This window comes from Kitasatospora xanthocidica (assembly GCF_014656195.1).
In the GTDB taxonomy this organism is placed as follows: Bacteria; Actinomycetota; Actinomycetes; order Streptomycetales; family Streptomycetaceae; genus Kitasatospora; species Kitasatospora xanthocidica.
On the sequence record NZ_BNBY01000005.1, the window covers coordinates 135,632 to 160,916 of the forward strand.

Consider the following 25,285-nt stretch of genomic DNA (forward strand, 5'->3'; position numbering starts at 1 on the left):
GCCGAGCCGCCGGGCAGCCGCAGGGGGTCAGCCGAGCAGCCGGGGGGAGAGCGCCCCGCAGGGCAGCAGGTCCAGTTCGGCACCGGCCTCCCGCAGATCGGTCAGCACCAGCTCGTCGTACATCACCAGCGCGGACTGCTCGGGCCAGGCGATCGCCCAGAGCCACAGTCCGCGGGCCTCGCCGACGAACACCGCGCGGTCGGCCGGGGCGTCCGGCACGTGGAACATCGGGGTGGGGCGCCCGGCGGCCATCAGCTTGGCGTCGGCGGGCTTGTAGAGGCCGACGGAGTCCCCCGGGTCCGGCCCGGGGAGCCCGGCGTAGCGGGCGCCGAGCCCGACCCCCAGCTCCTCGGCCACCAGTACCAGCTCGCCGAAGCCGCCGAGCGGCGCCGGACCGGAGCAGGCGACGGCGGTGGCCCTGGCCCCTGAGACGTCGTCCCCGACGTGGGCGATCCCGGTGTACAGCCAGCCGACCGGGAGCGGCCAGGGCAGCCAGACGGGGACCTGCGAACGGACGACGGCGACGCCGAGGGCCTCGACACTCGGGGGCAGCACGGGCTGCATCGGGTGCACCGCTCCGTGCCGGTCACACTGCCAGGTGTCGGAGAACAGACCGGGGGCGCGGACCCGACCGGCGCACCTCGGGCAGCTTGGCTCGCCCCTCATAGCCGACAACGCTCCTCCCTCCGGACCGCCGCGTCAAGGACGATCACCCGTACGGAGGGCTCGGCGGAACCTGTCGGTGGCGGACGCCCGGCCGGTGCCGGGTGGGCGCGGCGCGGACGGTTCCCGTTGGGGGAATGTCCCGTGACGGGCGGCGGCAAACGTCCGGACGCCGACCCCGGACGCACTGACGCCCCGTCATCGGCGATCGCGGTGACGGGGCGTCAGTCGGGTATCGGAACGTCCGGATCGGACGCTCCCGGCTCGTCTGCGGCGGGTGGGGGCTCCCGGTCGGAGCCGCCGCGCGGGGTCAGACGGTCGGGCACGGCCGGATGAGCAGGCGTTCGCCGGTACGGGCGGCGGCCTGGACGTGCTCGCGGACGGTCGCGGCGTCGGCGATCAGACGGTCGGTGGCGGAGCCGTTGGCGTCGTCCAGTCGGACGATCTCGAAGCGCATGGTCTTCGTCATGGGCGTCTCCTTTCCTGGCCCCGCGGGGCGGGGCGATAGCGGCTGAGTGGGTATCAGCCCTTTCGGGGTCTTGCGGGTCCGGCGGAACGGCCGGACCGGCCGGGTCGTACGTTCGGCGGCCTGCTGCGGCAAGGGCTCCCCCTGCTTGCCTGGTGCGTCCAGTGCCTCATGAACCACGGTGTCGCGGTGGTGCTACCGGACCGTTGCCCATCCGTGAAGTCCAGGTTTCGGGTGATGCGCGTCGGCGTCGAGGCCGACGATGATTCCCGGACAGAATCAAAGATTACCGTAACTAACGACTTTTGTCCTGTGTTGAAGGTGGTCGAAGTTCCAAGAGTGGTACAGACCACGCCCAGGTGGGGGGCTTGACGAGGGCCGGTCGGGCCCGGGGTCGGGTGCCGGTCAGGCCCAGAACGCGGCCAGAGCGTCGGCGGTCACGGCCGGCTGCTCGGCGTTGGGGGAGTGCCCCGCGTCCGCGACCACCACCCGGCGGGCACCCAGGCGCTCGGCCATCACGCTCTGCTCCGGGACCGGCCAGGCGTAGTCCCGCACCCCCGACAGCACCAGCACCGGCAGCCCGGCGGTGACCGCGGCCAGCTCGTCCACCCGGTCCGGCGCGGCCACCAGGTGGGCACCGGTGACGGACAGCGCCCGCGGCACATTGGCCAGCCAGCGGCGGTGCAGGAACTCGGCGACGGCCGGCTCCAGGCTCGGCCGCGGCTGCCCGCTGTCCGCCTCCAGCTGCCGCATGACCTGCCAGATCTCCTCCAGGCCCATCATCCCCAGCGCGTCCACCAGCAGCTTGGTGCGGGCTGCCTCGGCCGGGTCGATCGCGCCCGGCCCGGTCGACATCAGGGTCAGCGAGCGCCACGGCAGCGGGCCGTCCGCGGCGGCGGCGAGCACCGCCTCCCGCACCACCTGGCCGCCGAAGGAGTGCCCCAGCAGGTGCAGCGGCCCGCCGTCCGCCGCCAGTGCCGCGGTCAGCGCCCGTACGTCCGCGCCCAGCTCGCCGACCGCGTACGCGGCCGGGTCGTCCGGCCCGCCGGTCTCGTACTGCCCCCGCTGGTCCACGGCGGTCACCCGGTACCCGGCCGCGGCCAACGGCTCCAGCAGCCCGATGAAGTCCTCCTTGCTGCCCGTGAACCCCGGCACCAGCAGCGCCGACCCCCGCACGGCCCCCACCGGCTCCGCCCGCAGCGCCGCGAACTCCCCGCGCCCGGTCACCACCCGCTCGGCCCGCGCACACCCGGGCAACCTCAGAAACGGCGGCGTGCTCATGGCCTGTTCTCCCTGCTCTCCTACCTACGACTCCCCGACGCCCCCGAGCTTAGGCCGTCCCGTGGCAGCCGCCCGGGCCCTGGCCCTGCGGGGGAACGGCAGGCGGGTCCAGGCGGTCGGCCGCCCGCCGTTGCCTGTCAGGGCCGCGCGGCACTGCCTCGCCGGCGGTGTGGCATGTGGCGTCTGCCGACGGTGCGGCGGGGTGGGGACCCGGCGGGGTGCGGTCGGTGCTCGGTTGTGCTCGGGGCGGGTGGCGCGCGGTCCGGCCCGGGGTGTGGTGCCTGCCGGTTGTGGCAGGTGGTCGGGGAGGGCCGGGTGTTCCCGGGGCGGGAACGCCCGAGGGGGCGGGCCGGGCCGGTGGCCTGGCTCGCCCCCTCGGGGGTGGTGGTGCGCCGGTGTCAGCTCTCCGGGGTCGCCTCGACGGTCGCGGCGGCCTTGCGGGCGCGGGTGCGCTTGCGCGGGGCCGGGACCTCGGCGGCGGCGTCGGCGGCCGGGGCCTCCGGCGCCTCCGGGGCGGCCTCGGCGGCCTTGCGGGTGCGGGTCCGCTTGCGCGGGGCCGGCTTCTCCTCGGCGGCGGCCTCGGCCGGAGCCTCGGTGACCGCGGCCTCGGCGACGGCCTCCGCGGCCTCCGCCTTCGGCTTCCGGGCCCGCGTCCGGGTGGCGGGCTTCTCGGCGGCCGCCTCGGCGGGGGCCTCGACGACCTCGGCCTTCGGCTTGCGGGTCCGGGTGCGGGTGGCGGGCTTCTCCTCGACCGGGGCCTCGGCCGCAGCCGGGGCCTCGACCGGAGCCGCGACCGCGGCCTCGGTGACCGCGGCCTCGGTGACCGCGGCCTCGGCGACGGCCTCGACGGCCTCCGCCTTCGGCTTGCGCGTCCGGGTACGGGTCCGGGCGGCGGGCTTCTCCTCCGCGGGCGCCTCGGCGACGACGGCCGGAGCGGCCTCGACCACCGGGGCGGCCTCGACGATCGGGGCGGTCACGTCGGCCGTCGCGGTCTCGACGGCCGGGGCCGCCTCGCCCGCGGCGCCGCGCGAACGGCGGCGGCGGCGACGCGGCGCGGCCTCGCCCTCGGCGCCCTCGACGGCCGGGGCCGGAGCCGCCACGGCGGTCTCGGCCACGGTGCCGGCGGCCTCGCCCTCGGCGAGCGTCGAGCCCCGCCGGGTGCGGCGGCGCTCACGGGTGCGGCGCGGCTTCTCCTCGGTCTCGACCGGTGCGGCGGCGGCCGGACGGCCCGGGCCGCCCGGCTTGCCCTGCCCGGCGCGGCCGCGGTCGGAGCGGCCGGAACGGCTGCCGCGTCCGCCGGTCTCGCCGAGGTCCTCGACCTCTTCGGCGTTGAGTCCGGCACGGGTGCGCTCCGAGCGCGGCAGGACACCCTTGGTGCCCGGCGCGATCTTCAGCAGCTCGTACAGGTGCGGCGAGGTGGAGTAGGTCTCCTCCGGGTCGTTGAACGACAGCTCCAGCGCCTTGTTGATCAGCTGCCAGCGCGGGATGTCGTCCCAGTCGACCAGGGTGACGGCGGTGCCGGAGGCGCCGGCCCGGCCGGTGCGGCCGATCCGGTGGAGGTAGGTCTTCTCGTCCTCGGGGCACTGGTAGTTGATGACGTGCGTGACGCCCTCGACGTCGATGCCGCGGGCGGCCACGTCGGTGCAGACCAGCACGTCGACCTTGCCGTTGCGGAAGGCCCGCAGGGCCTGCTCGCGGGCGCCCTGGCCGAGGTCGCCGTGGACCGCGCCGGCCGCGAAGCCGCGCTGGGTCAGCTGGTCGGAGACGTCGGCGGCGGTGCGCTTGGTGCGGCAGAAGATCATCGCGAGTCCGCGGCCGTCGGCCTGCAGGATGCGCGAGACCATCTCGACCTTGTCCAGCGAGTGGGCGCGGAAGATGTGCTGCTCGGTGTTGGCGACGGTGGCGCCGGTGTCGTCCGGGGCGGTGGCCCGGATGTGGGTCGGCTGGCTCATGTACCGGCGGGCGAGGCTGATGACCTGGCCCGGCATGGTGGCCGAGAACAGCAGGGTCTGCCGCTTGGCCGGCAGCATGGTGATGATCTTCTCGACGTCCGGCAGGAAGCCGAGGTCGAGCATCTCGTCGGCCTCGTCGAGGACCAGCGCGCGGACCTTGGACAGGTTCAGCTTCTTCTGCCCGGCGAGGTCGAGCAGTCGGCCCGGGGTGCCGACCACGATGTCGACGCCCTTCGTGAGCGCCTCGACCTGCGGCTCGTACGCCCGGCCGCCGTAGACGGCGAGGACGCGCACGTTGCGCACCTTGCCGGCGGTCTGCAGGTCGTTGGTGACCTGGGTGCAGAGCTCGCGGGTCGGGACGACGATCAGCGCCTGCGGGAAGTCGGAGAGCTGCTCCTCGGTGGCGCGGCCGGCGTCCACGTCGGCGCGCACGATGGCCCGCTCGATCAGCGGGAGGCCGAAGCCGAGGGTCTTGCCGGTGCCGGTCTTGGCCTGGCCGATGACGTCGTGGCCGGTCAGCGCGACCGGGAGGGTCATCTCCTGGATGGGGAAGGGATGGACGATGCCGACGGACTCGAGCGCCTCGGCGGTCTCCGGGAGGATCCCGAGGTCCCGGAAGGTCGTCTTGATGGGTTCAGCGGTGGTGGACAGGGTGCTGCCTCTTCCGTGTGGAGGGGCCGAGAGCGAGCGGCGGGCGGGCAGCCGCGCGGCTGCGTACGGGCCTGGGCGGCCCTGATGACAGCTGCGCGGACGCACAACCGCGCCGGTCCCTGCGGCCGGCCGGTGCGCGCTGCCCTGATGCGGGGCGCGTCGCCGGCGGCGTCGGGGAGGATTCCCTTGAGGGACCTGCGCGGGACCTTCGCCAGGGGGCGTGGTCTCGGCGGCCCTCGCTCGGCCACTGATGCGGTGCCAAGGCTTGAGGTCCAAGCCATGGTCGGAGCCGATCGGCTCTCCGACCGGGCATCCGCGTACGTGAGTCCCCGTGCCTCCGGTGCGGACACGTCCGGCTGGACGGTGCCGCTTGGGAGCGGGCTTGCGCGGGGTACCGAGACGGCGGTGACTCCGTGCGAGCACGACGGGGCTCCGTACCACCATACAGTCAGGCGACGACTCGAACACGTGACGCGTCTGACATTGCCCCGGGCAAGCACCGCGAGACGGGCCGGTCCGGCCGGTCACCGGGGTACGGCCGGTGGTGGGGGAGCGGGCCGTACGGGACTAAGCTGGCAGGTCATGGAGACCCAAGGTGAGACGCAGGACGACGCCGAGCCCGGCTCGATCGGCGACTGGGCCGCGTGCTCGGCCGACCCCGGCTACCGGGCGGCGGTGCTGGATCTGCTCGGTGCGCTCGCGTACGGCGAGCTGAGCGCCTTCGAGCGGCTCGCCGAGGACGCCAAACTGGCGCCGGACCTCGCCGACAAGGCGGCGCTGGCCCGGATGGCCTCCGCCGAGTTCCAGCACTACCAGCGCCTGCACGACCGGCTGGCCGAGGTCGGTGCCGATCCGCAGGAGGCGATGCGGCCGTTCGTCGAGCCGCTGGAGCTGTTCCACCGGATGACGGCGCCCTCGGACTGGCTGGAGGGCCTGGTCAAGGCGTACGTCGGCGACGCCATCGCGACCGACTTCTACCGCGAGGTGGCGGTCCGGCTGGACGACGACACCCGTGACCTGGTGCTGGGCGTCATGTCCGACACCGGGCACGCGCAGTTCGCGGTGGACAAGGTCCGTGAGGCGATCGAGGCCGACCCGCGGTCGGGCGGCCGGCTGGCGCTGTGGGGCCGGCGGCTGATGGGCGAGGCGCTCAGCCAGGCGCAGCGCGTGGTCGCGGAGCGTGACGCGCTGTCCAACCTGCTGGTCGGCGGGGTCCGGGTGCAGGGCTTCGACCTGGTCGAGGTCGGCAAGATGTTCAACCGGATCACCGAGGCGCACACCAGGCGGATGGCCGCCCTGGGCCTGGCCAGCTGATCGAGCTGATCGACCGCGTCACGCGGGCCGGTGCCGCCGCGGTGCGCGGTGGGCGCCGGCCCGGTGCGGGTGGTGCCGGTGCGCCGGGGCCCGCCCGGCGGCCAGGTCGGGCCGGGCCAGCAGCGAGGTGAGCACGCCCGAGGCCAGCGCGGCGGCCGCGACCGAGGCCGCGGGGTAGTGCCCGTCCAGGCAGAAGTGGGCCACCGCGCCGCCGGCCAGGGCCGCCGCGAGCGCGGTGCCGAGGGTCAGGCCGCGGGCGGCCCGGAAGTACGAGGGCAGGGCGAGCAGCGCGGTGGCGCCCGTGACCAGGCCGACGAGGGCGAAGGCGATCGACTCGACCAGCAAGACTGCCTCCCGGGGGGACGGGGCTGCGGCTCCGTCGCCGCACTCGTCGCCGTACCCAGTCGCACCCGGCCGTACACGCAGCGGTGCCCCGCTCCCCGGTGAGGGGGCGGGGCACCGGTCGTGACTGTGCGGGCGGCGCCTCAGAGGGTGCCGAAGCCGACCTTGCGGACGGCCTGCTCGCCGATCTCCACGTATGCCAGGCGCTCGGCCGGGACGATGACGCGGCGGCCGTGCTCGTCGGTCAGCGCGAAGAGCTTCTCCGTGCCGTCCAGGGCCTTCGCGACCGCGTCCTGGACCTCATCGGCAGTCTGCGAGCTCTCGATCACGATCTCGCGCGGTGCGTTCTGCACACCGATCTTGACCTCCACGGCTTCCGTCCCTCCGGGTTGCAGCCTCTACGCGCGGACACCGGACCGCCTGGGACAAGCGTTCGTGGCGACCGCGCCGTACGGCTTCACCATAGAGCACCGGATCACTGAGCAGACGAAGGTCGGCGGATCACCCCTGGTGGGCACCCTCGCCGGGCTGGTCGGTGGGGTGCATCGGGAAGCCCTTCAGGCCGCGCCAGGACAGGCTGGCGACCAGCCGGACCGCCTCGTCGCGGGGGATCTCCAGGCCCTGCGAGAGCCAGTAGCGGGCGGTGATCTGGGCCAGGCCGCAGACGCCCGCGGCGAGCAGCTTGGACTCGGCCTCGGGCAGGTCGGTGTCCTCCTGGATCACCTTGCTGACCAGCGTCGCGCTCGCCTCGGAGGCCCGCTCGACCCGCTCGCGCACGGCCGGCTCGTTGGTCAGGTCCGACTCGAAGACCAGGCGGAAGGCGCCGGACTCGCTGGAGACGTAGTTGAAGTACGCCTCCATGGTGTTGGCCACGCGCTGCTTGTTGTCGGTGGTGGTCGACAGGGCGTCGCGGGTCGACTCGACCAGGGCGTCGCAGTGCTTGTCCAGCAGCGCCAGGTAGAGCTCCAGCTTCCCGGGGAAGTGCTGGTACAGCACCGGCTTGCTGACCCCGGCACGGTCGGCGATGTCGTCCATGGCGGCCGCGTGGTAGCCCTGCGCGACGAACACCTCCTGGGCGGCACCGAGCAGTTGTTCACGGCGGGCGCTTCGCGGCAGGCGGGCACCGCGCGGGCGCTCCTGCGCCTCCTGGATGGCCGTCACGGCGCTCCTCACTTCGGGTCTGTTCGGGGCTGGCAAGGTGGCCGATTCTACTTTTCGGTAACCGCGCCCGCGTTCGGCGTGGGCGAGAAAAGACGGCGGCCTGGTTGTCAGGAGCCCACAATACGGCGCTGACCTCGGCATCGGCAGTGGTGTGACGGGGGAAGGAACGGCCGGACCGCCGGGGGTCCGCGGGCCGGGGCTCACTACCATCGTCCTCCATGAGCAGCGCTGAGCAGCAGGTACGTACGGTCGAGGTCCCCGGCGCGGTGCTCGCGGTGCACCGCCCCGCTCCCGACGGCGTCGCCGACGGGCGCGAGCCCGGCCTCTTCGTGCACGGTCTCGGCGGCTCGGCCGCCAACTGGACGGCGCTGATGGACCGGCTCTCCGGCCTGGTCGACGGCGAGGCCGTGGACCTGCCCGGCTTCGGCCGTTCCGCCCCGCCCACCGACGGCAACCTCACCGTCTCCGGACACGTCCGCGCGGTGATCGGCTACCTGGAGGCGGCCGGCCGCGGCCCGGTGCACCTGTTCGGCAACTCCCTGGGCGGCGCCGTCGCCGTCCGGCTCGCCGCGCTCCGCCCGGACCTGGTGCGCAGCCTCACGCTGGTCTCGCCCGCCCTGCCCGAGCTGCCCCCGCAGCGCTCCGCCTGGCCGACCGGCCTGCTCGCGGTGCCCGGGGTGCCGGCGGTGCTGCGCCGGCTGGCCGCGAACGGGCGGGACGTCGAGGCGGCCACCGAGGACCTGCTGCGGCTGGTCTACGGCGACCCGAGCGGGCTGAGTCCGGTGGCCCGGGCCGAGGCGGTCGCCGAGTACCGGCGCCGGCTGGAGGTGCCGCACGCGATGCCGGCGCTGGTCGGCTCGGCCCGCGGCATCGTCTCGGCGTACACCGAGCGCGGCGACCAGGCGCTGTGGCGGCAGGCCGAGCAGGTGGCGGCGCCGGTGCTGCTGGTGTACGGGCTGCGCGACAAGCTGGTCGCCTACCGCTCGGCCCGCCGGGCCTGCGCGGCCTTCGCGGACGCCCGGCTGCTGGTGCTGCCGGACTCCGGGCACGTGGCGATGATGGAGCACCCCGACGAGGTCGCCCGCGCCGTACGGGAGCTGATCGCGCACACCGCGGGCTGAGCGGGCGGGGTCGTCGGGGTCGGCGGAGCGCGGACGGCACGGGCGGCCGCGGGTAGCGCCCGGTAACGGCCCGGTCGGGGCCGAGGTCACGGCGGTTCACTCGTTCAGGTGGCAGCCAGGCATGTGACCGATGGATTGCCCGGGGCCGGTCCTACCTTTCTGCTGTCGGACCGAACAGGTGTGGGGGAGCCGTGCCGCCGGAGGCCCCGGCGGGCCGGGCCCGGCCGCCGGAGCGGGCGGTCGCCCGGGGGTACGGAACGCGGCGCGGCCGCGCCCGGGCCGTCGGACCGCCGCACGGGGTGCCGCGGCGCGGGCCCGGCCGACGCACTCCCCGGCCGTCCCCGCCGGGCGGGCCCCGGCCACCGTCCGGGCCGCTCGGCCGTCCGTCGATCCCGTCCGTGATCCGCCCGTGGATCCGCTCTGTCCTGGAGGTCTCCCGTGCGCGTTGCCCTGCTCACCGAGGGTGCCCGTCCGCATCCCCCGCGTGGCGCCGGAGGCTGGTGCGACCGGCTGGCCGAGGGCCTCCCGGAGCACGACTTCGAGCTGTACCTGCTGACCGGACCGCAGGGACCGACGGCCGGGGCGCGGCCGTCGCCGGTCTGGCGCGCGGTGCGGGAGACGGCGCTCTGGGGGCGCCGGCCGGGCGGCCGGGCGCCGGGCGCGCTGCGCAGACGCCGGTACGCCGGGGCGTACGAGGAGCTGGTGCGGGCGCTGGTGCTGCCGGGGGAGCGGGCCGGGTTCGGGCCGGGGCTGTACCGGCTGGCGGCGTCGGCCCGGGAGGACGGCGCCCTGCCCGCCTTCCTGGCCTCCGCGCACGCCCGCCGGATCCTGGAGCGGACCTGGCGGCTGCCCGGCGCGGACACCTCGGCCGGGCAGCCGCTGGTGCGCGACGTGCTGGTCGCGGCCGACCTGCTGGAGCAGTGCCTGCGGCCGCTGTCCGCGCCCTGGTACGGCACCGGCCCGGGCGGCCTCGGCGCGGCGGACCTGTGCCACGTGGTCGGCGGCGGGCCCGCCGCGCTGCCCGCCCTGGTGGCCAGGCAACTGCACGGGGTGCCGTTCGTGGTCACCGAGCACGGCCTGCACCTGCGCGAGCAGTACCTCGGCCACCCGCCCCGAGCCGACGGGCGCGCCGGTGCCGGGAGCAAGGAGCGGCCGACGGGCGACGACCGGCGGCAGTGGGCGGGCCACGAGGCGCCGTACCGGTGGCCGGTGCGGGCGCTGCTGCTGTCCTTCTTCCGGGCGCTCACCGGGGAGACCTACCGGCAGGCCGCCGTGCTGACCCCCGGCAGCGTCCACGACCAGCAGTGGCAGCGCCGCTGCGGGGCCGACCCGGCGCGCACCCGGGTGGTGTACGAGGGGACGACGGCGGTGGAGCGCCCGGCCGCCGGCCCGGAGCCGGCCGTGCCGACCCTGGTGTGGGCGGGCGCGCTGGAGCCCGGCCGGGACCCGGAGCTGGTGCTGCACGCCTTCGCCCGGGTCCGCGCCGAACTTCCGGGCGCCCGGCTGGTGCTGTACGGCGAGGAGACGGCGCCCGGCTACCGGGCGCACTGCGCGGCGGTGGCGGAGCGGCTGGGGGTGGCCCCGGCGGTGGATTTCGCCGGGCGTCCCGCCGCGCTCGCCGAGGTCTGGGAGGCCGGCACGGTGGCGGTCTTCTCGGCGCTCTCCCAGCGCCGCCCGCGGCTGCTCGCGGACGCGATGCTCAGCGGCCGGGCGGTGGTGTCCACCGACGTCGGGGTGGCCCGCGAGGTGGTCGGGCCGACCGGGCTGCTGGTGCCCGCCCGTGACCCGGGCGCCCTCGCCGGTGCCTGCCTGGCGCTGCTGCGCGACGAGGAGCGGCGGGCCCGGCTCGGGCTGGCCGGGCGGCTGCGGGCGCAGGAACGCTTCGGCGTCGAGCGGGTGACCGGTGCCTTCCGGGAGATCTACCTGGAGCTGGTCTCGCAGTACCCGGCCTTCCCGGACGGCGGGGGCGGCGGCGAGGGCGGCCCGGCGCCGCGCCCGTTCGCCCGGCCCGCCGAGTACTGGCTGGCGGACGGCCGGGCCGGCGCCCCGGAGGACGGCGGCGGCGACACCGCCGGCGCCCGGGGCCCCGCCGAACTCGCGGAGGCGGTCTGATGTCCGGCACCGCCTCGCTCGGCGGCAGCGCGGACCCGGTGCGCGAGGTGATGGCCGAGCACCGGGAGCTGTGCGAGCGCGCCGTCGACCCGCTGGAGATCGCCGCCGGGCTGGAGGAGGCCGGGCTCGGCCCGGACGCCGCCGCCCGCTGCCGGCACGCCGACCTGTTCTCGCTCGCCGAGGAGCTGTACGCCCGGGTGCCCCGCCGTCCGCCGCCGCCCGGGCCGGTCGGGCCGCGGCGGCGCGGGGCCGCCGCCCGGGCCGCGCTGACCGCCGCCGCGCTGGCCGTGCTGCCCTGCGCGGGGGTGGCCGCGCTCGGTGCCCGCTGGCCGGTGCTGCTGCCCGCCGCGGTGCCGCTGGTGCTGCTGCCGGTGCTGACCGCGCCGCCGGCCGGGTCCTTCCCGCCGTTCGTCCCGCCGTTCGTCCTGCCGCGCCGCCCGGCGGACCCGCTCGGGCCGGTGCCGCCGCCGCGGTGGCCCGCCGGCTCCCGGTGGCGCCCGGCCGCGTTGGGGTACGGGCTGGGGCTGGCCGCGCTGCTGCTGCTCCCGCTGGCCGCGCCGGGCGGGGACCGGTCGACGGCCGTCGCGCTGGCGCTGGCGGCGGCGGTGTCGGCCGGGTCCGCCGAGCGCGCCGCCCGCTGGTACCGGCAGGTCGGCCACGGGCACCTGGGCGCGGCGGCGACCCTGGCCGAGTTCCGCTCCCGGATGCGGCCGGTGCTGCCGGTCGCGGTCGCCCTGCACCTGGCGGTGCTCGGGGCGCTGAGCTTCGCCGCGCTGGCGGTGTCGGCCGTGGTCGCGCCGCGCCCCGGGCCGGGCCACGGCGGCGGGCTGCTGCACCTGGCGGCCGAGCGGGCCGGCCCGGTGCCGTGGGCGGCGCAGGGCGTGCTGGGCCTGCTGCTGGTGCTGCCCGCGCTGCTGGCGCGCTGCGGCCGGCCCGGGGCCGCGGCGCTGGGCGCGCCGGCCGGGGCCGCCGCGACGCTCGGGCTGCTCGTCCTGGGCCGGCCGCTGCCGTCGGCCCTCCTGCTCGGCGGCGGTGCCGTCGCGGCGGCGCTGCTGGCGTACGCCGGGGCGGTGCTGGGCCGGGCCGGCTCGCACCGCTGATCCGCCGCGCGCGATCCGTCCCGTGCGGTCCGCGCTCCCGTGCGGTCCGCCCCGGTGCGGGCCGCCGCCGGCCCCGTTTCGTCCGTTCGTTGATTTCAGTCCGCCAGGTCGTCCCCGACCTAGCTTCGTGGAAGGACGCCCCCGATGAGGGTGCTGCTGCTGGGCGCCGACGGCTTCATCGGCCGCCGGGTCACCGACCGTCTGCTGATGGACCAGGAGTTGCAGGTGACGGTGCTCGGCCGGCGCGACTCGGCCGACATCCGCTTCGACCTGACCACCGGGAGCCCGGGCGCGCTGGCCCGCTTCCTGGACGCGGTCGCGCCGCAGGTGGTGATCAACTGCGCGGGCGCCACCTACGGCAGCTCGCGCACCCTGATCCGGTCGAACACGCTGGCCGTCGCCACGGTCTGCGAGGCGATCCGGCGCAGCCGGGAGCCGGCCCGGCTGGTGCACGTCGGCTCGGCCGCCGAGTACGGGCCGGTGCCCGGCGGGGTGCCGGTCTCGGAGCAGGCCGAGCCGCGGCCGGTCGGCCCGTACGGGGTGTCCAAGCTGGCCGGGACGGAGCTGGTGCTGGCCTCCGGGCTGGACGCGGCGGTGCTGCGGGTCTTCGACGTGGTGGGGCCGGGGGCGCCGACGGCCTCGCTGTTCGGGCGGCTGGCGGAGGGCCTGCGGCGGGCGCTGGAGCGGGACGAGCACCAGGTGCGGATGCCGGACCTGTCCGGATACCGGGATTTCGTCGACGTCCGGGACGTCGCGCGGGCCATCCAGGCGGCGGCGGTGTCGGCCGCCACCGGGGTGGTCAACATCGGCAGCGGGCACGCCGTCCGGGCCCGGGACGCGGCCCAGCTGCTGGTGCGGGCCTCGGGCTTCGAGGGGTCGATCGTCGAGGAGAACCGGCAGGTCCTGCTGCCCGCGCAGGTCGGCGGGCCGGTCGGCGACCATCTTCCCGGCCACCACCACCCGCCCGGCCAGTACCTGCCGGGCCACCTGCCCGGGCACCGCGCGGAGGGCCAGCGGCCGGAGGGCCGGGCGGTGCCGGGCGAGCCGGTGCCGTGGCGGCAGGCGGACGTGCGCACCGCCAGGGACCGTCTCGGATGGCGGACGCAGGTGCCGCTGGAGGAGTCGCTGGGGGACGTCTGGCTGGAGACGGCCTGCCGGGTCTGAGTCCGCTCCGGGGGTGCCCCGGGGCCCGGGAAACCGGGGCTCGGGGCACCTGTGGGCGGCCGCGGGCCGGTTCCACGATCCGGCGCGGCCCGTCTCGCCCACCGGACGGGCTGTCTCGGAATAGTGGTGGGGCGTGACACTGTTGGCCTAGACAGCCACCCGAGTGGCGGTGCACCAACCCCACATCGCGGCTGGCCATGGCCATCCGAACAAGACACCCATCGGAGTCCCCGTGTCGTTGCCACCCCTGGTCGAGCCGGCCGACGAGCTCAGCGTCGATGAGGTCCGCCGGTACTCCCGCCACCTGATCATCCCCGACGTGGGCATGGCCGGGCAGAAGCGGCTGAAGAACGCCAAGGTGCTGTGCGTCGGCGCCGGCGGTCTCGGCTCGCCCGCCCTGCTGTACCTGGCCGCGGCCGGTGTCGGCACGCTGGGCATCGTCGAGTTCGACGTGGTCGACGAGTCCAACCTGCAGCGCCAGATCATCCACGGGCAGTCGGACGTCGGCCGTTCCAAGGCGGAGTCGGCGCGGGACTCGGTCAAGGAGATCAACCCCTACGTCGACGTGGTGCTGCACGAGGAGCGCCTCGACAACTCCAACGTCATGGAGATCTTCTCCGGCTACGACCTGATCGTGGACGGCACCGACAACTTCGCCACCCGCTACCTGGTGAACGACGCCGCGGTGCTGCTCGGCAAGCCGTACGTGTGGGGCTCGATCTACCGCTTCGACGGCCAGGCCAGCGTGTTCTGGGCCGAGCACGGCCCCTGCTACCGCTGCCTGTACCCGGAGGCCCCGCCGCCGGGCATGGTCCCCTCCTGCGCCGAGGGCGGCGTGCTGGGCGTGCTGTGCGCGTCCATCGGCTCGATCCAGGTCAACGAGGCGATCAAGCTGCTGGCCGGCATCGGCGAGCCGCTGGTCGGCCGGCTGATGATCTACGACGCCCTGGAGATGAACTACCGCCAGGTGAAGGTCCGCAAGGACCCGAACTGCGCCGTCTGCGGTGAGAACCCGACGGTCACCGAGCTGATCGACTACGAGGCCTTCTGCGGCGTCGTGTCGGAGGAGGCGCAGGCCGCCGCCGCCGGCTCGACCGTCACCTCGGCGCAGCTCAAGCAGTGGCAGGACGACAAGGAGGACATCTACCTCATCGACGTCCGCGAGCCCGGCGAGTACGAGATCGTCAACATCCCCGGTGCGGTGCTGATCCCCAAGAACGAGTTCCTGATGGGCGACGCGCTGGAGAAGCTGCCGCAGGACCGGAAGATCGTGCTGCACTGCAAGTCGGGCGTGCGCTCGGCCGAGGTGCTGGCCGTGGTGAAGGCCGCGGGCTTCGCCAACGCCGTCCACCTGGGCGGTGGCGTGCTCGGCTGGGTGAACCAGATCGAGCCGCACAAGCCGGTCTACTAGACCCCGTGTGACACGACGGAGGGCCCCGCCGACCGGCGGGGCCCTCCGTCATGTCCGGCGCCGGGGCCGGGGCGGCTCAGAGCGCCTGCCGGCGCTGCAGCACGTTGTAGGCGATCCAGCCCGGCAGGACGGGCAGCCAGAAGGTGAGCGCCCGGTAGAGGAAGACCGCCGGGGTGGCGACCGCGGGGGACACGTCCGCGACGGTCAGGGCGCCGATCAGGGCGACCTCGACCGGGCCGATGCCGCCCGGGGTGGGGATCGCCGAGCCGGCCGCGTTGGCGGTCAGGAAGACCACCGCCACCGCCGAGAAGCTGATGTTGCCGCCGAAGGCCTGCACCGAGAAGTCCAGGCAGGCGGTGAACGACAGGGTCAGCAGCAGGATGCCGCCGAAGCCGGTGAACAGCTTGCTGGGCGTCTGCATCAGGTCGAGCATCCGCGGCACCACGCCGAAGAACAGCGAGCGCAGCCGGCCCAGCACGAACCGGCGCAGCGGGGCGACGGCGGCCACCACCAGGGCGAGCACCGCGGCGGTCAGCACGCCGATGATCACCGCGCGGGAGGCCGAGAGGTCGCCGTTGGTCTGGCTGCCGGTGATCAGGCCGAAGCTGAACAGCAGCAGCAGGTGGCCGGCCAGGCCCGCCAGCTGGGAGGCGCCGACCGAGGCGACCGCCTGCCCGGAGCGGATGCCCGCCTTCTGCAGGTAGCGGGTGTTGAGCGCGATGCCGCCGATCGCCGCGGGCGCGACCAGCTTGACGAAGGAACCGGCCAGCTGGGCGGCGACGGTGCGCCGGAACGGCAGCCGCTCCGGGACGAAGCCGGTCAGGCTCATCGCGGCGGCGACGTAGCTGAAGGCCGCCGCGAGCAGGGCGGCCGCCGCCCAGGCCCAGTTCATCTGGGAGAGCTTGAGCTGGGCCGGCTTGATGGTGGTCAGGGCCAGGTAGGCGGCGAAGGTGAGCGCGATCACCATGATCAGGCTCTTCGGCTTCAGCCGCTCCAGCTTGGCCGGCTCCATCGGCGCCTCGGGGGCGATCTGCAGGATCTGGCCGCGGATGCGGCTCAGCAGGTCCTCGCCCGCTACCGCGATGTCCTCCTCGGCCTGCTGCTGGGTGCGCTCGCCGGCCGCGACCTGCTCCAGCGCCCTGGCCCGGGCGGTGGCCTTGCGCTCCTTGCCGAGCTTCGCCAGGTCGACCCTGGTGGAGCGGCTCATCCCGACCGGCTGGAGCAGCGGCAGCGCCTGGGCGACCCGCTCGGCGCCGAGCACCGCGTTGGCGGTGGCGACGGCCCGCTCCGGGCCGATCCGCAGGGCGAAGGTGGTGAGCAGCTGGGCGACGTCGATGCGCAGGGTCAGGTCGGTGGCGGCGATGTCCCCGCCGGAGAGGTTGACCAGGCAGCCGGTCCGGTCGTCCACCACCAGCAGCGACTCGCCGGTCAGCCGGCGGTGGGCGATCCGGCGCTCGTGCAGGGCCGCCACCGAGCGCCAGATCGAGGCCATCACCGGGTCGGTGACCTCCTCGTCGGCCAGCTCGTCCAGGGTGCGGCCCTCGACGTTCTCGTACACCAGGATCGCCGCGTCCGGGCCGAGCTCGGAGGTGGCGACCAGCTGCGGCGCGTGGGCGCCCGAGGCGGCCGCCGCGTACGCGATCAGGGCCTCCTGCTCCAGCGCCTGGCGCAGCGACTGCGGGCTGCGCCGGACCGCGACCGAGCGCAGCCGCAGCCGCCGCCAGGCCCGGTAGAAGAAGCCGGAGGCCTGCTGCTCGCGGTCGATGATGTGGACGTCCAGGGGCGGGCCGCCCTGCTGGGTGACGAAGTAGCGGCGGGTGCCGCCGGGGGCGTCGGGGGCCCGGTGGGCGCCGTCCGGGGTGAAGCCGACCTTGCGCAGGCCGATCATCAGGTGCTGGCCGGTGGGCCGGATGTTGGGGGAGCCGATCGCGTACAGCGTGCCGTAGGCGACGGACCAGCCGATCAGCACGGTGAGCATCAGCGACAGCGGGGTGGTGTAGCCGCCGAGGAGCTCGGTGACGCCGCTGAAGACGACCACCACCCACAGGGCGACCCGCCAGCGCGGTCTGCTCGACATGCCGACGGCGGTCATGTAGGCGATCACCGGCGCCAGGTAGCCGTGCACCGGGTCGGTGAGGGTGCCGTTGCTGTCCAGCGGCAGCCGGGTCAGCGCGTCGCGGATGTGCTCGGAGGCGCCCTCGGCCACCCACCAGTCGATGCCGAGCGAGACGCCGTACGCGAGCACCGAGGCGAGCACGCCGTCGGCGACCCGCAGGCCGTCGCGTTTGATCAGCCGTTCGACGGCGAAGGCCAGCGGCACGGCGAGCACCGCGACGCTGGAGACCAGGCCGGTGATGGTGGAGAGCACCGCGGAGAAGTGCGGCGCGTTGGTGGCGATGTCCTGTTCGATGCCGGTGGTGGTCGAGGTGGCGATGCCGGCCAGCACGAAGACGGCGACTATCCCGAAGACGCCGGCCAGGAAGCGGATCAGGTCGGACGGGCGGTGCGCGCGGGCGGCGAGCAGCGGCTCGTCGACGTCCAGGTGCGGGGCGTCGTCCAGCGGGTCCTGGTCGTGGTCCTGGGCCTCGGGCAGCGGCCGCGGGGCGGACGGTGCCGGGACGGCCGGCGGCGGGGCGGCGGCCTCCGGCGGTTCGGCGGCCGGCGCGGGTACGGGGGGCTTGATCGTCCGGTCCTTGACCAGGGAGACTTCCGGTACCGGGCCCTGCTCGGGCCGGTCCTCGGCCCCGCCGTCGGGCGGCGGGGGCACGGCGGCAGCGGACTCGTCGGAGTCCTTGTCCACGCCCACGTCAGCCGTCCCGGTCATCTGGTCTTGTCCTCGTATCACCACTCACCGCCCCGAAGATGGTGGCATGCCCCGGCCCCCCGTGCTGGACAGGGGGCGGATCGGGCGCGGCGTTGCGTTCGCACCGGACCGCGGGCGGGCCCCCGTGAGGAAGAATGCCGCAGGTGACGGACGCAACAGACGACGGCCTCCCGGACGCCCTGCCGCCCTTCGCCGAACTCGTGCTCGACCTGACCGAGCGGATTCCACCCGGCAGGGTGATGACGTACGGCGACGTCGCCGAGTACCTCGGCCAGGGCGGGCCCCGGCAGGTCGGCCGGGTGATGGCCCTGTACGGCGGCTCGGTGCCCTGGTGGCGGGTGATCCGCGCCGACGGCCGCTTCCTGCCCGGGCACGAGCACCGCGCCCTCGCCCACTACGGCGAGGAGGGCACCCCGCTGCGCGAGCTCGCCGACCCGCCCCGGGTCGACCTCCGGCGGGCCCGCTGGGACGGGCGGGAGATTTCCCCGAACCCTCCGCGCGGACGGGAATGACGGGGGAGGATCGTAGGCTCGATGAGGGCGGGCCCCGGCGGGCCCGCCCCGCCATGCCCTGTCCGACCCCCAGGATCAGCTGTTGACTTCCCCCTACCGGCTCGTGCGCAACCCGCTCGTCCAGCCCGACCCGCCCGTGCTGGACGCCTACCAGCGTGCCGTGGTCGAGCACGCCGACGGGCCGCTGCTGGTGCTGGCCGGGCCCGGGACGGGCAAGACCACCACCCTGGTCGAGGCGGTCGCCCGGCGGATCACGGACGGCACCGACCCCGAGCGGATCCTGGTCCTCACCTTCAGCCGCAAGGCCGCGATGGAGCTGCGCGACCGGATGTCGGGCCGGCTCGGCGGCGCCGCGGCCGCCCCGCAGGCCACCACCTTCCACTCCTTCTGCTACGCCCTGCTGCGCGCCCACCAGGACCCGCACGACTACGCCGAGCCGCTGCGGCTGCTCTCCGGCCCCGAGCAGGACGTCATGGTCCGCGAGCTGCTGGCCGGCGGCGCCGAGGACGCCCGGCTCGGCAGCTCCCGGATCGCCTGGCCGCTGGACCTGCGGGCCTGCCTGACCACCCGCGGCTTCGCCGACGAGGTCCGCGCCGTCCTCGCCCGCAGCCGCGAGCTCGGCCTCGGCGAGGCCGAGCTGGAGCGCTTCGCCGAGGGCGTCCAGCGCCCCGACTGGGCGGCCGCCGCGCACTTCCTGGCCGACTACCTCGACGTGCTCGACCTGCGCGGCGTCCTCGACTACGCCGAACTCGTCCACCGCGCGGTGCTGCTCGCCGAGCGGCCCGAGGTCGAGGAGGAGCTGAGGCAGCGCTACGACGTGGTCTTCGTCGACGAGTACCAGGACACCGACCCCTCCCAGGTCCGGCTGCTGCGCCGGCTCGCGGGCGACGGGCGCGACCTGGTCGCGGTCGGCGACCCCGACCAGTCGATCTACGCCTTCCGCGGCGCCGACATCAACGGCATCCTCGACTTCCCGCAGACCTTCCGGCGCACCGACGGCGAACCCGCCGAGGTCAAGGTGCTGCGGGTCTCCCGCCGCTCCGGCGCCCTGCTGCTCGCCGCCACCCGGGAGCTCGCCCGGCGGATGCCGATGGGCCGGCTGCCCGCCGACAAGCTCGCCCAGCACCGCGCCCTGCTGCCCTCCCGCGAGGGCGGCCGGGCCGAGGTCTACACCTACCCGACCCCCGGCGCCGAGCTCGACTCGATCGCCGACCTGCTGCGCCGCGCCCACCTGGAGGACGGCGTGCCCTGGGGCGAGATGGCCGTGCTCGTCCGGGCCGGCGCCCGCTCGATACCGGGCGTGCGGCGGGCGCTCGGCGCCGCCGGCGTCCCGCTGGAGATCGACGGCGACGACCTGCCGCTGCGCGAGGAGCCCGCCGTCGCCCAGCTGCTGCTCGCCCTGCGGGCCTGCGCCGAGCAGGCGGCCTGGCATGCCGCCCGCGACCGGCAGGGCGAGGACGACGACGCCGACAGCGCCGGTACCCCCGACCCGCTGACCACCGAACTGGCACACGCCCTGCTCACCGGCCCGCTCGGCGGCCTCGACGGCTCCGACCTGCGGCGCCTCGGCCGCGCCCTGCGCGAGGAGGAGCGGGCCGCGCTGCGTGCCGAAGGTCTCAGGGCCCGTCGGCAAACTCCCGCCTGCGGGGCGACGCCAGGGCACGCACCTCGCGGCGTTGTCGTCGGTTGCCAATGCTCCGCAGTGGCGCCCTCCTCCGCCTTGCGATGCACGCACCCTGACGCCGCCCCGCCCACCCTCCGGGCGAACGACGGGAGTTTGCCGACGGGCCCTCCCACCACCACCCCGCGCCCGGCCGGCGAGCTGATCCGCGAAGCCCTCGCCGAACCCGAGCGGCTGGTCGCCCTCGACCCCGCGTACGCCCGCCGCGCCCGCGACCTCGGGACCCTGCTGCGCAAGGTCCGGGAGCTGCTGGCCGGCGGCTGCACGGCCGAGGAGGCGCTCTGGGAGCTGTGGGACGGCAGCCGCCGCTGGCGCGAGCGCCTGGAGCGGGCCGCCCTGCGCGGCGGCGCCGCCGGCCGCAACGCCGACCGCGACCTGGACGCGCTCTGCGCCCTGTTCGAGACCGCCGCCCGCGCCGAGGAGCAGGTCACCGGCCACCGCAGCGCCCTCGACCTGCTCGCCGAGCTCGAAGCCCAGGACATCGCCGCCGATACCCTCACCGTCCGGGCCGTCCGCCCCGAGGCCGTCCGGCTGATGACCGCCCACCGCTCCAAGGGCCTGGAGTGGCGCCTGGTCGTCGTCGCCGGGGTCCAGGACGGCCTCTGGCCCGACCTGCGCCGCCGCGGCTCCCTGCTGGAGGCCGACCGGATCGGGCGCGACGGCCTCGCCGAACCGCTCTCCCCGGCCGCCCTGCTCGGCGAGGAGCGCCGCCTCTTCTACGTCGCCGTGACCCGCGCCAAGGAACGGCTGATCGTCACCGCCGTCAAGGCGCCCGCCGACGACGGCGACGAGCCCTCCCGCTTCCTGCGCGAGCTCTACCGCGAGGACGTCGTCCCCGCCACCGGCAAGGTGGTGCGCCGCACCCCGCCGGTCGTCGTCGAGGACGTCACCCACCGGCCGCGCCGCCCGCTGTCCGTCGCCGCGCTGGTCGCCGAGCTGCGCGCGGTCACCGTCGACCCGGCCCGCTCGCCCGAGCTGCGCCGCGCCGCCGCCGAACGGCTCGCCACCCTCGCCGCCGCCACCGACGAGGACGGGCTGCCGCTGGTGCCCGCCGCCCACCCGGAGCGCTGGTGGGGCCTGGACGACCCGACCGCCGCCCCCGAGCCGCTGCGCGGCGCCGACCTGCCGGTGCGGCTGTCCGGCAGCGGCCTGGAACAGCTGGAGAGCTGCTCGCTGCAGTGGTTCCTGGACAAGGAGGTCAAGGCGCGCGGCGTCGGCTCGGCCGCCCAGGGCTTCGGCAACGTGGTGCACGCGCTCGCCGACGAGGTGGGCTCCGGCCGCACCCCCGCCGACCTCGCCGTGCTCATGGAGCGCCTGGACACCGTCTGGGACGCGCTGGCCTTCGACGCGCCCTGGAAGTCCCAGCAGGAGAAGACCGAGGCCCGGTCCGCCCTGGAACGCTTCCTCAACTGGCACGTCCTGGAACGCGGCCGGGACCTCGTGGCCACCGAGCACGGCTTCGACGTCACCCTCGACGTCGGCGGCGTCTCGGTGCGCATCCGCGGCTCGATGGACCGGGTGGAGAAGGACGCGGCCGGGCGCGCCTACGTGGTCGACTTCAAGACCGGCAAGCAGATCCCCACCGACAAGTCCCTGCCCGACCACAAGCAGCTGGCCGTCTACCAGCTCGCCGTCCGGGCCGGCGCGCTCAACGAGCTGCCCGGCTTCGCCGAGCACCCGCCGGCCACCGGCGGCGCCGAGCTGGTCCACCTGCGCGAGCCCGCCGCCAAGGCCGCCCAGGACACCCCCAAGGTGCAGCACCAGGAGCCGCCCGAGGGCGGCGAGCCGTGGATCGAGAACCTGCTCGCCGAGGCCGCCGGGAAGGTCCTCGCCGAACGCTTCGTCCCGCAGACCGGCGGCGGCTGCGACCGCTGCACCTTCCGCCGCAGCTGCTCGGCCCAGCGGGACGGCGCGCAGCTGGTGGAGTAGGGGCTGCTCTGAACGTGCGCCCGCTCGCCTCCGGGCCGCTTCCGGCCCGGTGCCGACGGTCGGCGCTCCCTCGCTCCTGCGTCGCTCCCTCGCGCTCTCCCTTTCGGCACCGGCGCGGCCCTTCGGCTCGGGGCGCAGCCGGTGCGTAGCCAGGGTCACCCCGGCCGGGCGTCCGGGTTGTCGGTCCGGCCCGTTAACGTTGCGGGGTGACCGCCGTGCTCAGCCATCCCGACCAGCTCAAGGAGCTGCTGGGGATCCCGTTCAACCGGGAGCAGATGGCGGCCATCGGCGCGCCCTTGGAGCCGGCCGTGATCGTGGCCGGCGCCGGCTCCGGCAAGACCACGGTGATGGCCGCCCGGGTCGTCTGGCTGGTCGGCTCCGGCGCCGTACGGCCCGAGGAGGTGCTCGGCCTCACCTTCACCAACAAGGCCGCCGGCGAGCTCGCCGAACGCGTCCGCACCGCGCTGCTGCGGGCCGGGGTGACGGACCGGGACGCCGCCGAGCCGCTCGGGGACCCGGAGATCTCCACCTACCACGCCTTCGCCGGCCGCCTGCTCAAGGAGCACGGCCTGCGGATCGGCATAGAGCCGGACGTCCGGCTGCTCGCCGACGCCACCCGCTTCCAGCTCGCCGCCAAGGTGCTGCGCTCCGCCCGCGGCCCGTTCCCCGCGCTCACCGGCACCTTCGCCAACCTGGTCGCCGACCTCACCGCGCTGGACGGCGAACTCGCCGAGCACCTGGTCGAGCCGCAGGCCCTGCGCGACTTCGACGAGGAGCTGCTGGACACCCTCGCCACCGTCAAGCTGACCAACGACGACCTGCGGGCCGTCCCGGCCGCCGCCCGGGCCCGGCAGGAGCTGCTGAGCCTGGTCGAGGACTACCGGCGCCGCAAGCGCTCCGCCGGGCTGATGGACTTCGGCGACCAGATCGCCGCCGCCGCCCGCCTGGCCCAGCAGCGCCCCGAGGTCGGCGAGCTGCTGCGCGACCAGTTCCGGGTGGTGCTGCTGGACGAGTACCAGGACACCTCGGTCGCCCAGCGGCTGATGCTCGCCGGGCTGTTCGGCGCCGGCCCGGACGGTACGGGCAGCGGCCACCCGGTGACGGCCGTCGGCGACCCGTGCCAGGCGATCTACGGCTGGCGCGGCGCCTCGGTCGCCAACCTCGACGAGTTCCCCCGGCACTTCCCCAAGGCCGGCGGCCGCCCCGCCGACCGCTACGCGCTGAGCGAGAACCGCCGCAGCGGCGGGCGCCTGCTCGCCTTCGCCAACGAGCTCGCCGCGCCGCTGCGGGAGATGCACGAGGGCGTCGAGGCGCTGCGCCCGGCGCCCGGCGCCGAGCAGGAGGGCTTCGTACGGACGGCGCTGCTGCCCACCCACGCCGAGGAGGTGGACTGGCTCGCCGACTCGATCGCCCACCTGGTGCGCACCGGTACCGCGCCCGGCCGGATCGCCGTGCTGTGCCGGGGCGGCGCCGCCTTCCCGGACATCCACGCGGCGCTGGTCGCCCGGGAGGTGCCGGTCGAGGTGGTGGGCCTCGGCGGGCTGCTGCAACTGCCCGAGGTGGCGGACCTGGTGGCGGTCTGCGAGGTGCTGCAGGACCCGACCGCCAACGCCGCGCTGGTGCGGCTGCTGATCGGCCCGCGCTGGCGGATCGGCCCGCGCGACCTCGCGCTGCTGGGCCGCCGGGCCACCGAGCTGGTCCGTACCGCCCGGCCCGAGGGCGTCGAGGCGCTGGCCGCCGCCGTGGCCGAGGCCGATCCGACCGAGGTGGTGTCGCTGGCCGACGCGGTGGAGACCTTCGTCGACCCGGACCAGCCCGACGAGCTGCCGTTCTCCGCCGAGGCCCGGGTGCGCTTCGCCCGCCTCGCCCAGGAGCTGCGCGAGCTGCGCCGCTCGCTGGCCGACCCGCTGATGGACGTGCTGCACCGGGTGCTCACGGTCACCGGCCTGGAGGTCGAACTCGCCGCCTCCCCGCAGGCGCTGGCCGCCCGGCGGCGGGAGACCCTGCACGCCTTCCTGGACGTCGCCGCCTCCTTCGCCGACCTGGACGGCGACCCGGGCCTGGCCGCCTTCCTCGGCTTCCTGCGCGCCGCCCAGGAGTACGACCGCGGCCTGGACAGCGGCCTGCCCGGCGGCGAGGACACGGTGAAGGTGCTCACCGCGCACAAGTCCAAGGGCCTGGAGTGGGACGTGGTGGCCGTGCCGGGCCTGGTGCGGGGCGCGTTCCCCTCCTCGACCCCGCGCGAACGCTGGACCAGCGCCAAGCGCGTGCTTCCGCACGCCCTGCGCGGCGACGCGGCCACCCTGCCCGATGTGCGCGGCGGGTGGAACGGCAAGTCGATGACGGCCTTCAAGAAGGAGCTGGCCGAGCACTCCGGTATCGAGGAACTGCGCCTCGGCTACGTCGCGTTCACCCGCCCGCGGGAGCTGCTGCTGGCCTCCGGGCACTGGTGGGGGCCGAGCCAGAAGACCGTCCGCGGGCCGTCCGCGTTCCTGGAGGGGCTGCGCGAGCACTGCGAGCGGCCCGGCGCGGGCGAGGTCGAGCGCTGGGCGGAGCAGCCGGAGAAGGGCGCCGAGAACCCGGCGCTGGCCTCCCCGGTCGAGCACCCCTGGCCGCTCCCGCTGGATCCGGCCGCGCAGCACGCCCGCCGGCGGGTCGCCGAGGTGGTGCGCGGCCGGATCGCCGGGGCTGTGACTCGCCCGTTCGCCTCCGGGCCCTCGGATCCGGTGCCGACGGTCGTCGCTCCGGCGCTCCCTCCTTCGTCGGTCGCTGGTCACCTCTCGCTTTCGGCACCGGCGGGCCCTTTGGCTCAGGGCGGGCCCGAGCCGGAGCCGATGACCCCCGAGGACCAGCGGCAGGTGGCCTCCTGGGACCGCGATCTGACCGCGCTGCTGGGCGAGTTGGAGCGGTCCCGGCGCACCTCGCGGGAGGTGCCGCTGCCCGCCGCGCTGTCCGCCACCCAGCTGATGCGGCTGGCCGCCGACCCGGACGGCTTCGCGCACGACCTGGCCCGCCCGATGCCGCGTCCGCCGCAGCCCGCGGCCCGGCGCGGCACCCGCTTCCACGCCTGGGTGCAGTCCCGGATCGAGCCGCTGCTGCTGGTCGAGCCCGGCGCGCTGCCCGGCGCCGACGACGACGGCATCGAGGACGAGCAGGACCTGGAGCGGCTCAAGGAGGCGTTCCTGCGCACCCCGTACGCGCAGCGCAAGCCCTTCCGGGTCGAGGCGCCGTTCCACCTGGTGCTGGCGGGGCGGGTGGTGCGCGGCCGGATCGACGCGGTCTACCGGGACGGTGACGTGTTGTCAGGATCCGGTGGTGTGTCACGCTACGAAGTGGTGGACTGGAAGACCCACCGCGAGGAGACCGCCGACCCGCTGCAGCTCGCGGTCTACCGACTGGCCTGGGCCGAGCAGATGGGCCTCGACCCCGAGCTGGTCACGGCTTCGTTCCTGTACGTCCGCAGCGGTCGGATCGTCCGTCCGGCAGGACTTCCCGGCCGAAAAGAGTTGGAACGGCTCCTGATCGGGAACAGTGACTAATGAGTCACGCAGAGCATCCAAGTCATCACGCCAGTGCCCGAAACCTGTGCGTCGTGCACGTT

General features: G+C 75.5%; 17 protein-coding genes. 9 read left to right on the forward strand and 8 right to left on the reverse strand.

Features of this window, described 5'->3' with window-relative positions:
- Positions 1–27: 27 nt before the first annotated feature.
- The 4 genes from IE332_RS11035 to IE332_RS11050 all read right to left on the reverse strand — a co-directional run bounded on the left by IE332_RS11035 (position 28) and on the right by IE332_RS11050 (position 4,899).
- Positions 28–666: a DUF6758 family protein gene (locus tag IE332_RS11035; protein ID WP_189915606.1), complete on the reverse strand. Its 639-nt coding sequence runs from the start codon at positions 664–666 to the stop codon at positions 28–30.
- 307 nt (positions 667–973) lie between these two features.
- Positions 974–1,120, reverse strand: a complete 147-nt coding sequence (locus IE332_RS11040; RefSeq protein ID WP_502893081.1) for a DUF8834 family protein — start codon at positions 1,118–1,120, stop codon at positions 974–976.
- A 414-nt stretch (positions 1,121–1,534) separates the two neighbouring features.
- On the reverse strand, positions 1,535–2,410 hold the full coding sequence (locus tag IE332_RS11045; RefSeq protein WP_189915607.1) for an alpha/beta fold hydrolase: 876 nt from the start codon (positions 2,408–2,410) through the stop codon (positions 1,535–1,537).
- A gap of 398 nt (positions 2,411–2,808) precedes the next feature.
- The gene (locus IE332_RS11050) at positions 2,809–4,899 is read right to left on the reverse strand and encodes a DEAD/DEAH box helicase (protein WP_189915608.1); all 2,091 of its coding nucleotides are present in this window, start codon (positions 4,897–4,899) and stop codon (positions 2,809–2,811) included.
- Between the two features lie 696 nt (positions 4,900–5,595).
- Here IE332_RS11050 and IE332_RS11055 point away from each other — a divergent pair.
- Positions 5,596–6,327 (forward strand): ferritin-like fold-containing protein, encoded by a 732-nt coding sequence (locus IE332_RS11055; RefSeq protein ID WP_189915609.1) that lies wholly within the window; start codon positions 5,596–5,598, stop codon positions 6,325–6,327.
- 18 nt (positions 6,328–6,345) lie between these two features.
- Here the strand turns inward: IE332_RS11055 and IE332_RS11060 are convergent, their stop codons facing one another.
- From IE332_RS11060 to IE332_RS11070, 3 genes are all read right to left on the reverse strand, one after another.
- Positions 6,346–6,672 carry a hypothetical protein gene (locus IE332_RS11060; RefSeq protein ID WP_189915610.1) on the reverse strand — a complete coding sequence of 109 codons (327 nt, stop codon included), beginning with the start codon at positions 6,670–6,672 and terminating at the stop codon, positions 6,346–6,348.
- A 140-nt stretch (positions 6,673–6,812) separates the two neighbouring features.
- A complete protein-coding gene (locus tag IE332_RS11065) occupies positions 6,813–7,040 on the reverse strand; it encodes a DUF3107 domain-containing protein (RefSeq protein ID WP_189915611.1) in 228 nt (75 codons plus the stop codon).
- A 130-nt stretch (positions 7,041–7,170) separates the two neighbouring features.
- On the reverse strand, positions 7,171–7,830 hold the full coding sequence (locus IE332_RS11070) for a TetR/AcrR family transcriptional regulator (RefSeq protein WP_189915612.1): 660 nt from the start codon (positions 7,828–7,830) through the stop codon (positions 7,171–7,173).
- 218 nt (positions 7,831–8,048) lie between these two features.
- On the opposite strand from IE332_RS11070, the gene IE332_RS11075 reads away from it, so the two are divergent.
- The 5 genes from IE332_RS11075 to moeZ all read left to right on the forward strand — a co-directional run bounded on the left by IE332_RS11075 (position 8,049) and on the right by moeZ (position 14,738).
- Complete coding sequence (locus IE332_RS11075; RefSeq protein ID WP_189915613.1) at positions 8,049–8,951, forward strand: alpha/beta fold hydrolase; 903 nt, start codon at positions 8,049–8,051, stop codon at positions 8,949–8,951.
- 438 nt (positions 8,952–9,389) lie between these two features.
- Positions 9,390–11,063, forward strand: coding sequence for a DUF3492 domain-containing protein (locus IE332_RS11080; RefSeq protein WP_189915614.1), 1,674 nt, complete (start codon positions 9,390–9,392; stop codon positions 11,061–11,063).
- A complete protein-coding gene (locus tag IE332_RS11085) occupies positions 11,063–12,163 on the forward strand; it encodes a hypothetical protein (RefSeq protein ID WP_189915615.1) in 1,101 nt (366 codons plus the stop codon). Before IE332_RS11080 ends, IE332_RS11085 begins: the two co-directional genes overlap by 1 nt.
- A gap of 144 nt (positions 12,164–12,307) precedes the next feature.
- Positions 12,308–13,327 (forward strand): NAD-dependent epimerase/dehydratase family protein, encoded by a 1,020-nt coding sequence (locus tag IE332_RS11090; protein ID WP_189915616.1) that lies wholly within the window; start codon positions 12,308–12,310, stop codon positions 13,325–13,327.
- A 232-nt stretch (positions 13,328–13,559) separates the two neighbouring features.
- A complete protein-coding gene (gene moeZ, locus IE332_RS11095; RefSeq protein WP_189915617.1) occupies positions 13,560–14,738 on the forward strand; it encodes an adenylyltransferase/sulfurtransferase MoeZ in 1,179 nt (392 codons plus the stop codon).
- Positions 14,739–14,814: 76 nt separating this feature from the next.
- Here moeZ and IE332_RS11100 read toward each other — a convergent pair whose 3' ends face one another.
- The gene (locus IE332_RS11100; RefSeq protein ID WP_229928512.1) at positions 14,815–17,562 is read right to left on the reverse strand and encodes a lysylphosphatidylglycerol synthase transmembrane domain-containing protein; all 2,748 of its coding nucleotides are present in this window, start codon (positions 17,560–17,562) and stop codon (positions 14,815–14,817) included.
- Positions 17,563–17,696: 134 nt separating this feature from the next.
- Here IE332_RS11100 and IE332_RS11105 point away from each other — a divergent pair, with 134 nt between their 5' ends.
- The 3 genes from IE332_RS11105 (at position 17,697) to IE332_RS11115 (ending at position 25,223) form a co-directional block, all read left to right on the forward strand.
- Entirely contained in the window at positions 17,697–18,074 is a 378-nt protein-coding gene (locus IE332_RS11105; RefSeq protein ID WP_189915618.1) for an MGMT family protein, read from the forward strand.
- Positions 18,075–18,156: 82 nt separating this feature from the next.
- Positions 18,157–21,684 carry an ATP-dependent helicase gene (locus IE332_RS11110; protein ID WP_189915619.1) on the forward strand — a complete coding sequence of 1,176 codons (3,528 nt, stop codon included), beginning with the start codon at positions 18,157–18,159 and terminating at the stop codon, positions 21,682–21,684.
- Positions 21,685–21,890: 206 nt separating this feature from the next.
- Entirely contained in the window at positions 21,891–25,223 is a 3,333-nt protein-coding gene (locus IE332_RS11115) for an ATP-dependent helicase (RefSeq protein ID WP_189915620.1), read from the forward strand.
- The last annotated feature ends 62 nt before the right edge of the window (positions 25,224–25,285 follow it).

Coding starts and splice junctions, on each gene's coding strand:
- IE332_RS11035 (WP_189915606.1), bottom strand. CDS start 666: ATGAGGGGCGAGCCAAGCTGCCCGAGGTGCGCCGGTCGGGTCCGCGCC.
- IE332_RS11040 (WP_502893081.1), bottom strand. CDS start 1,120: ATGCGCTTCGAGATCGTCCGACTGGACGACGCCAACGGCTCCGCCACC.
- IE332_RS11045 (WP_189915607.1), bottom strand. CDS start 2,410: ATGAGCACGCCGCCGTTTCTGAGGTTGCCCGGGTGTGCGCGGGCCGAG.
- IE332_RS11050 (WP_189915608.1), bottom strand. CDS start 4,899: ATGACCCTCCCGGTCGCGCTGACCGGCCACGACGTCATCGGCCAGGCC.
- IE332_RS11055 (WP_189915609.1), top strand. CDS start 5,596: ATGGAGACCCAAGGTGAGACGCAGGACGACGCCGAGCCCGGCTCGATC.
- IE332_RS11075 (WP_189915613.1), top strand. CDS start 8,049: ATGAGCAGCGCTGAGCAGCAGGTACGTACGGTCGAGGTCCCCGGCGCG.
- IE332_RS11085 (WP_189915615.1), top strand. CDS start 11,063: ATGTCCGGCACCGCCTCGCTCGGCGGCAGCGCGGACCCGGTGCGCGAG.
- IE332_RS11090 (WP_189915616.1), top strand. CDS start 12,308: ATGAGGGTGCTGCTGCTGGGCGCCGACGGCTTCATCGGCCGCCGGGTC.
- IE332_RS11100 (WP_229928512.1), bottom strand. CDS start 17,562: ATGACCGGGACGGCTGACGTGGGCGTGGACAAGGACTCCGACGAGTCC.
- IE332_RS11105 (WP_189915618.1), top strand. CDS start 17,697: ATGCCGCAGGTGACGGACGCAACAGACGACGGCCTCCCGGACGCCCTG.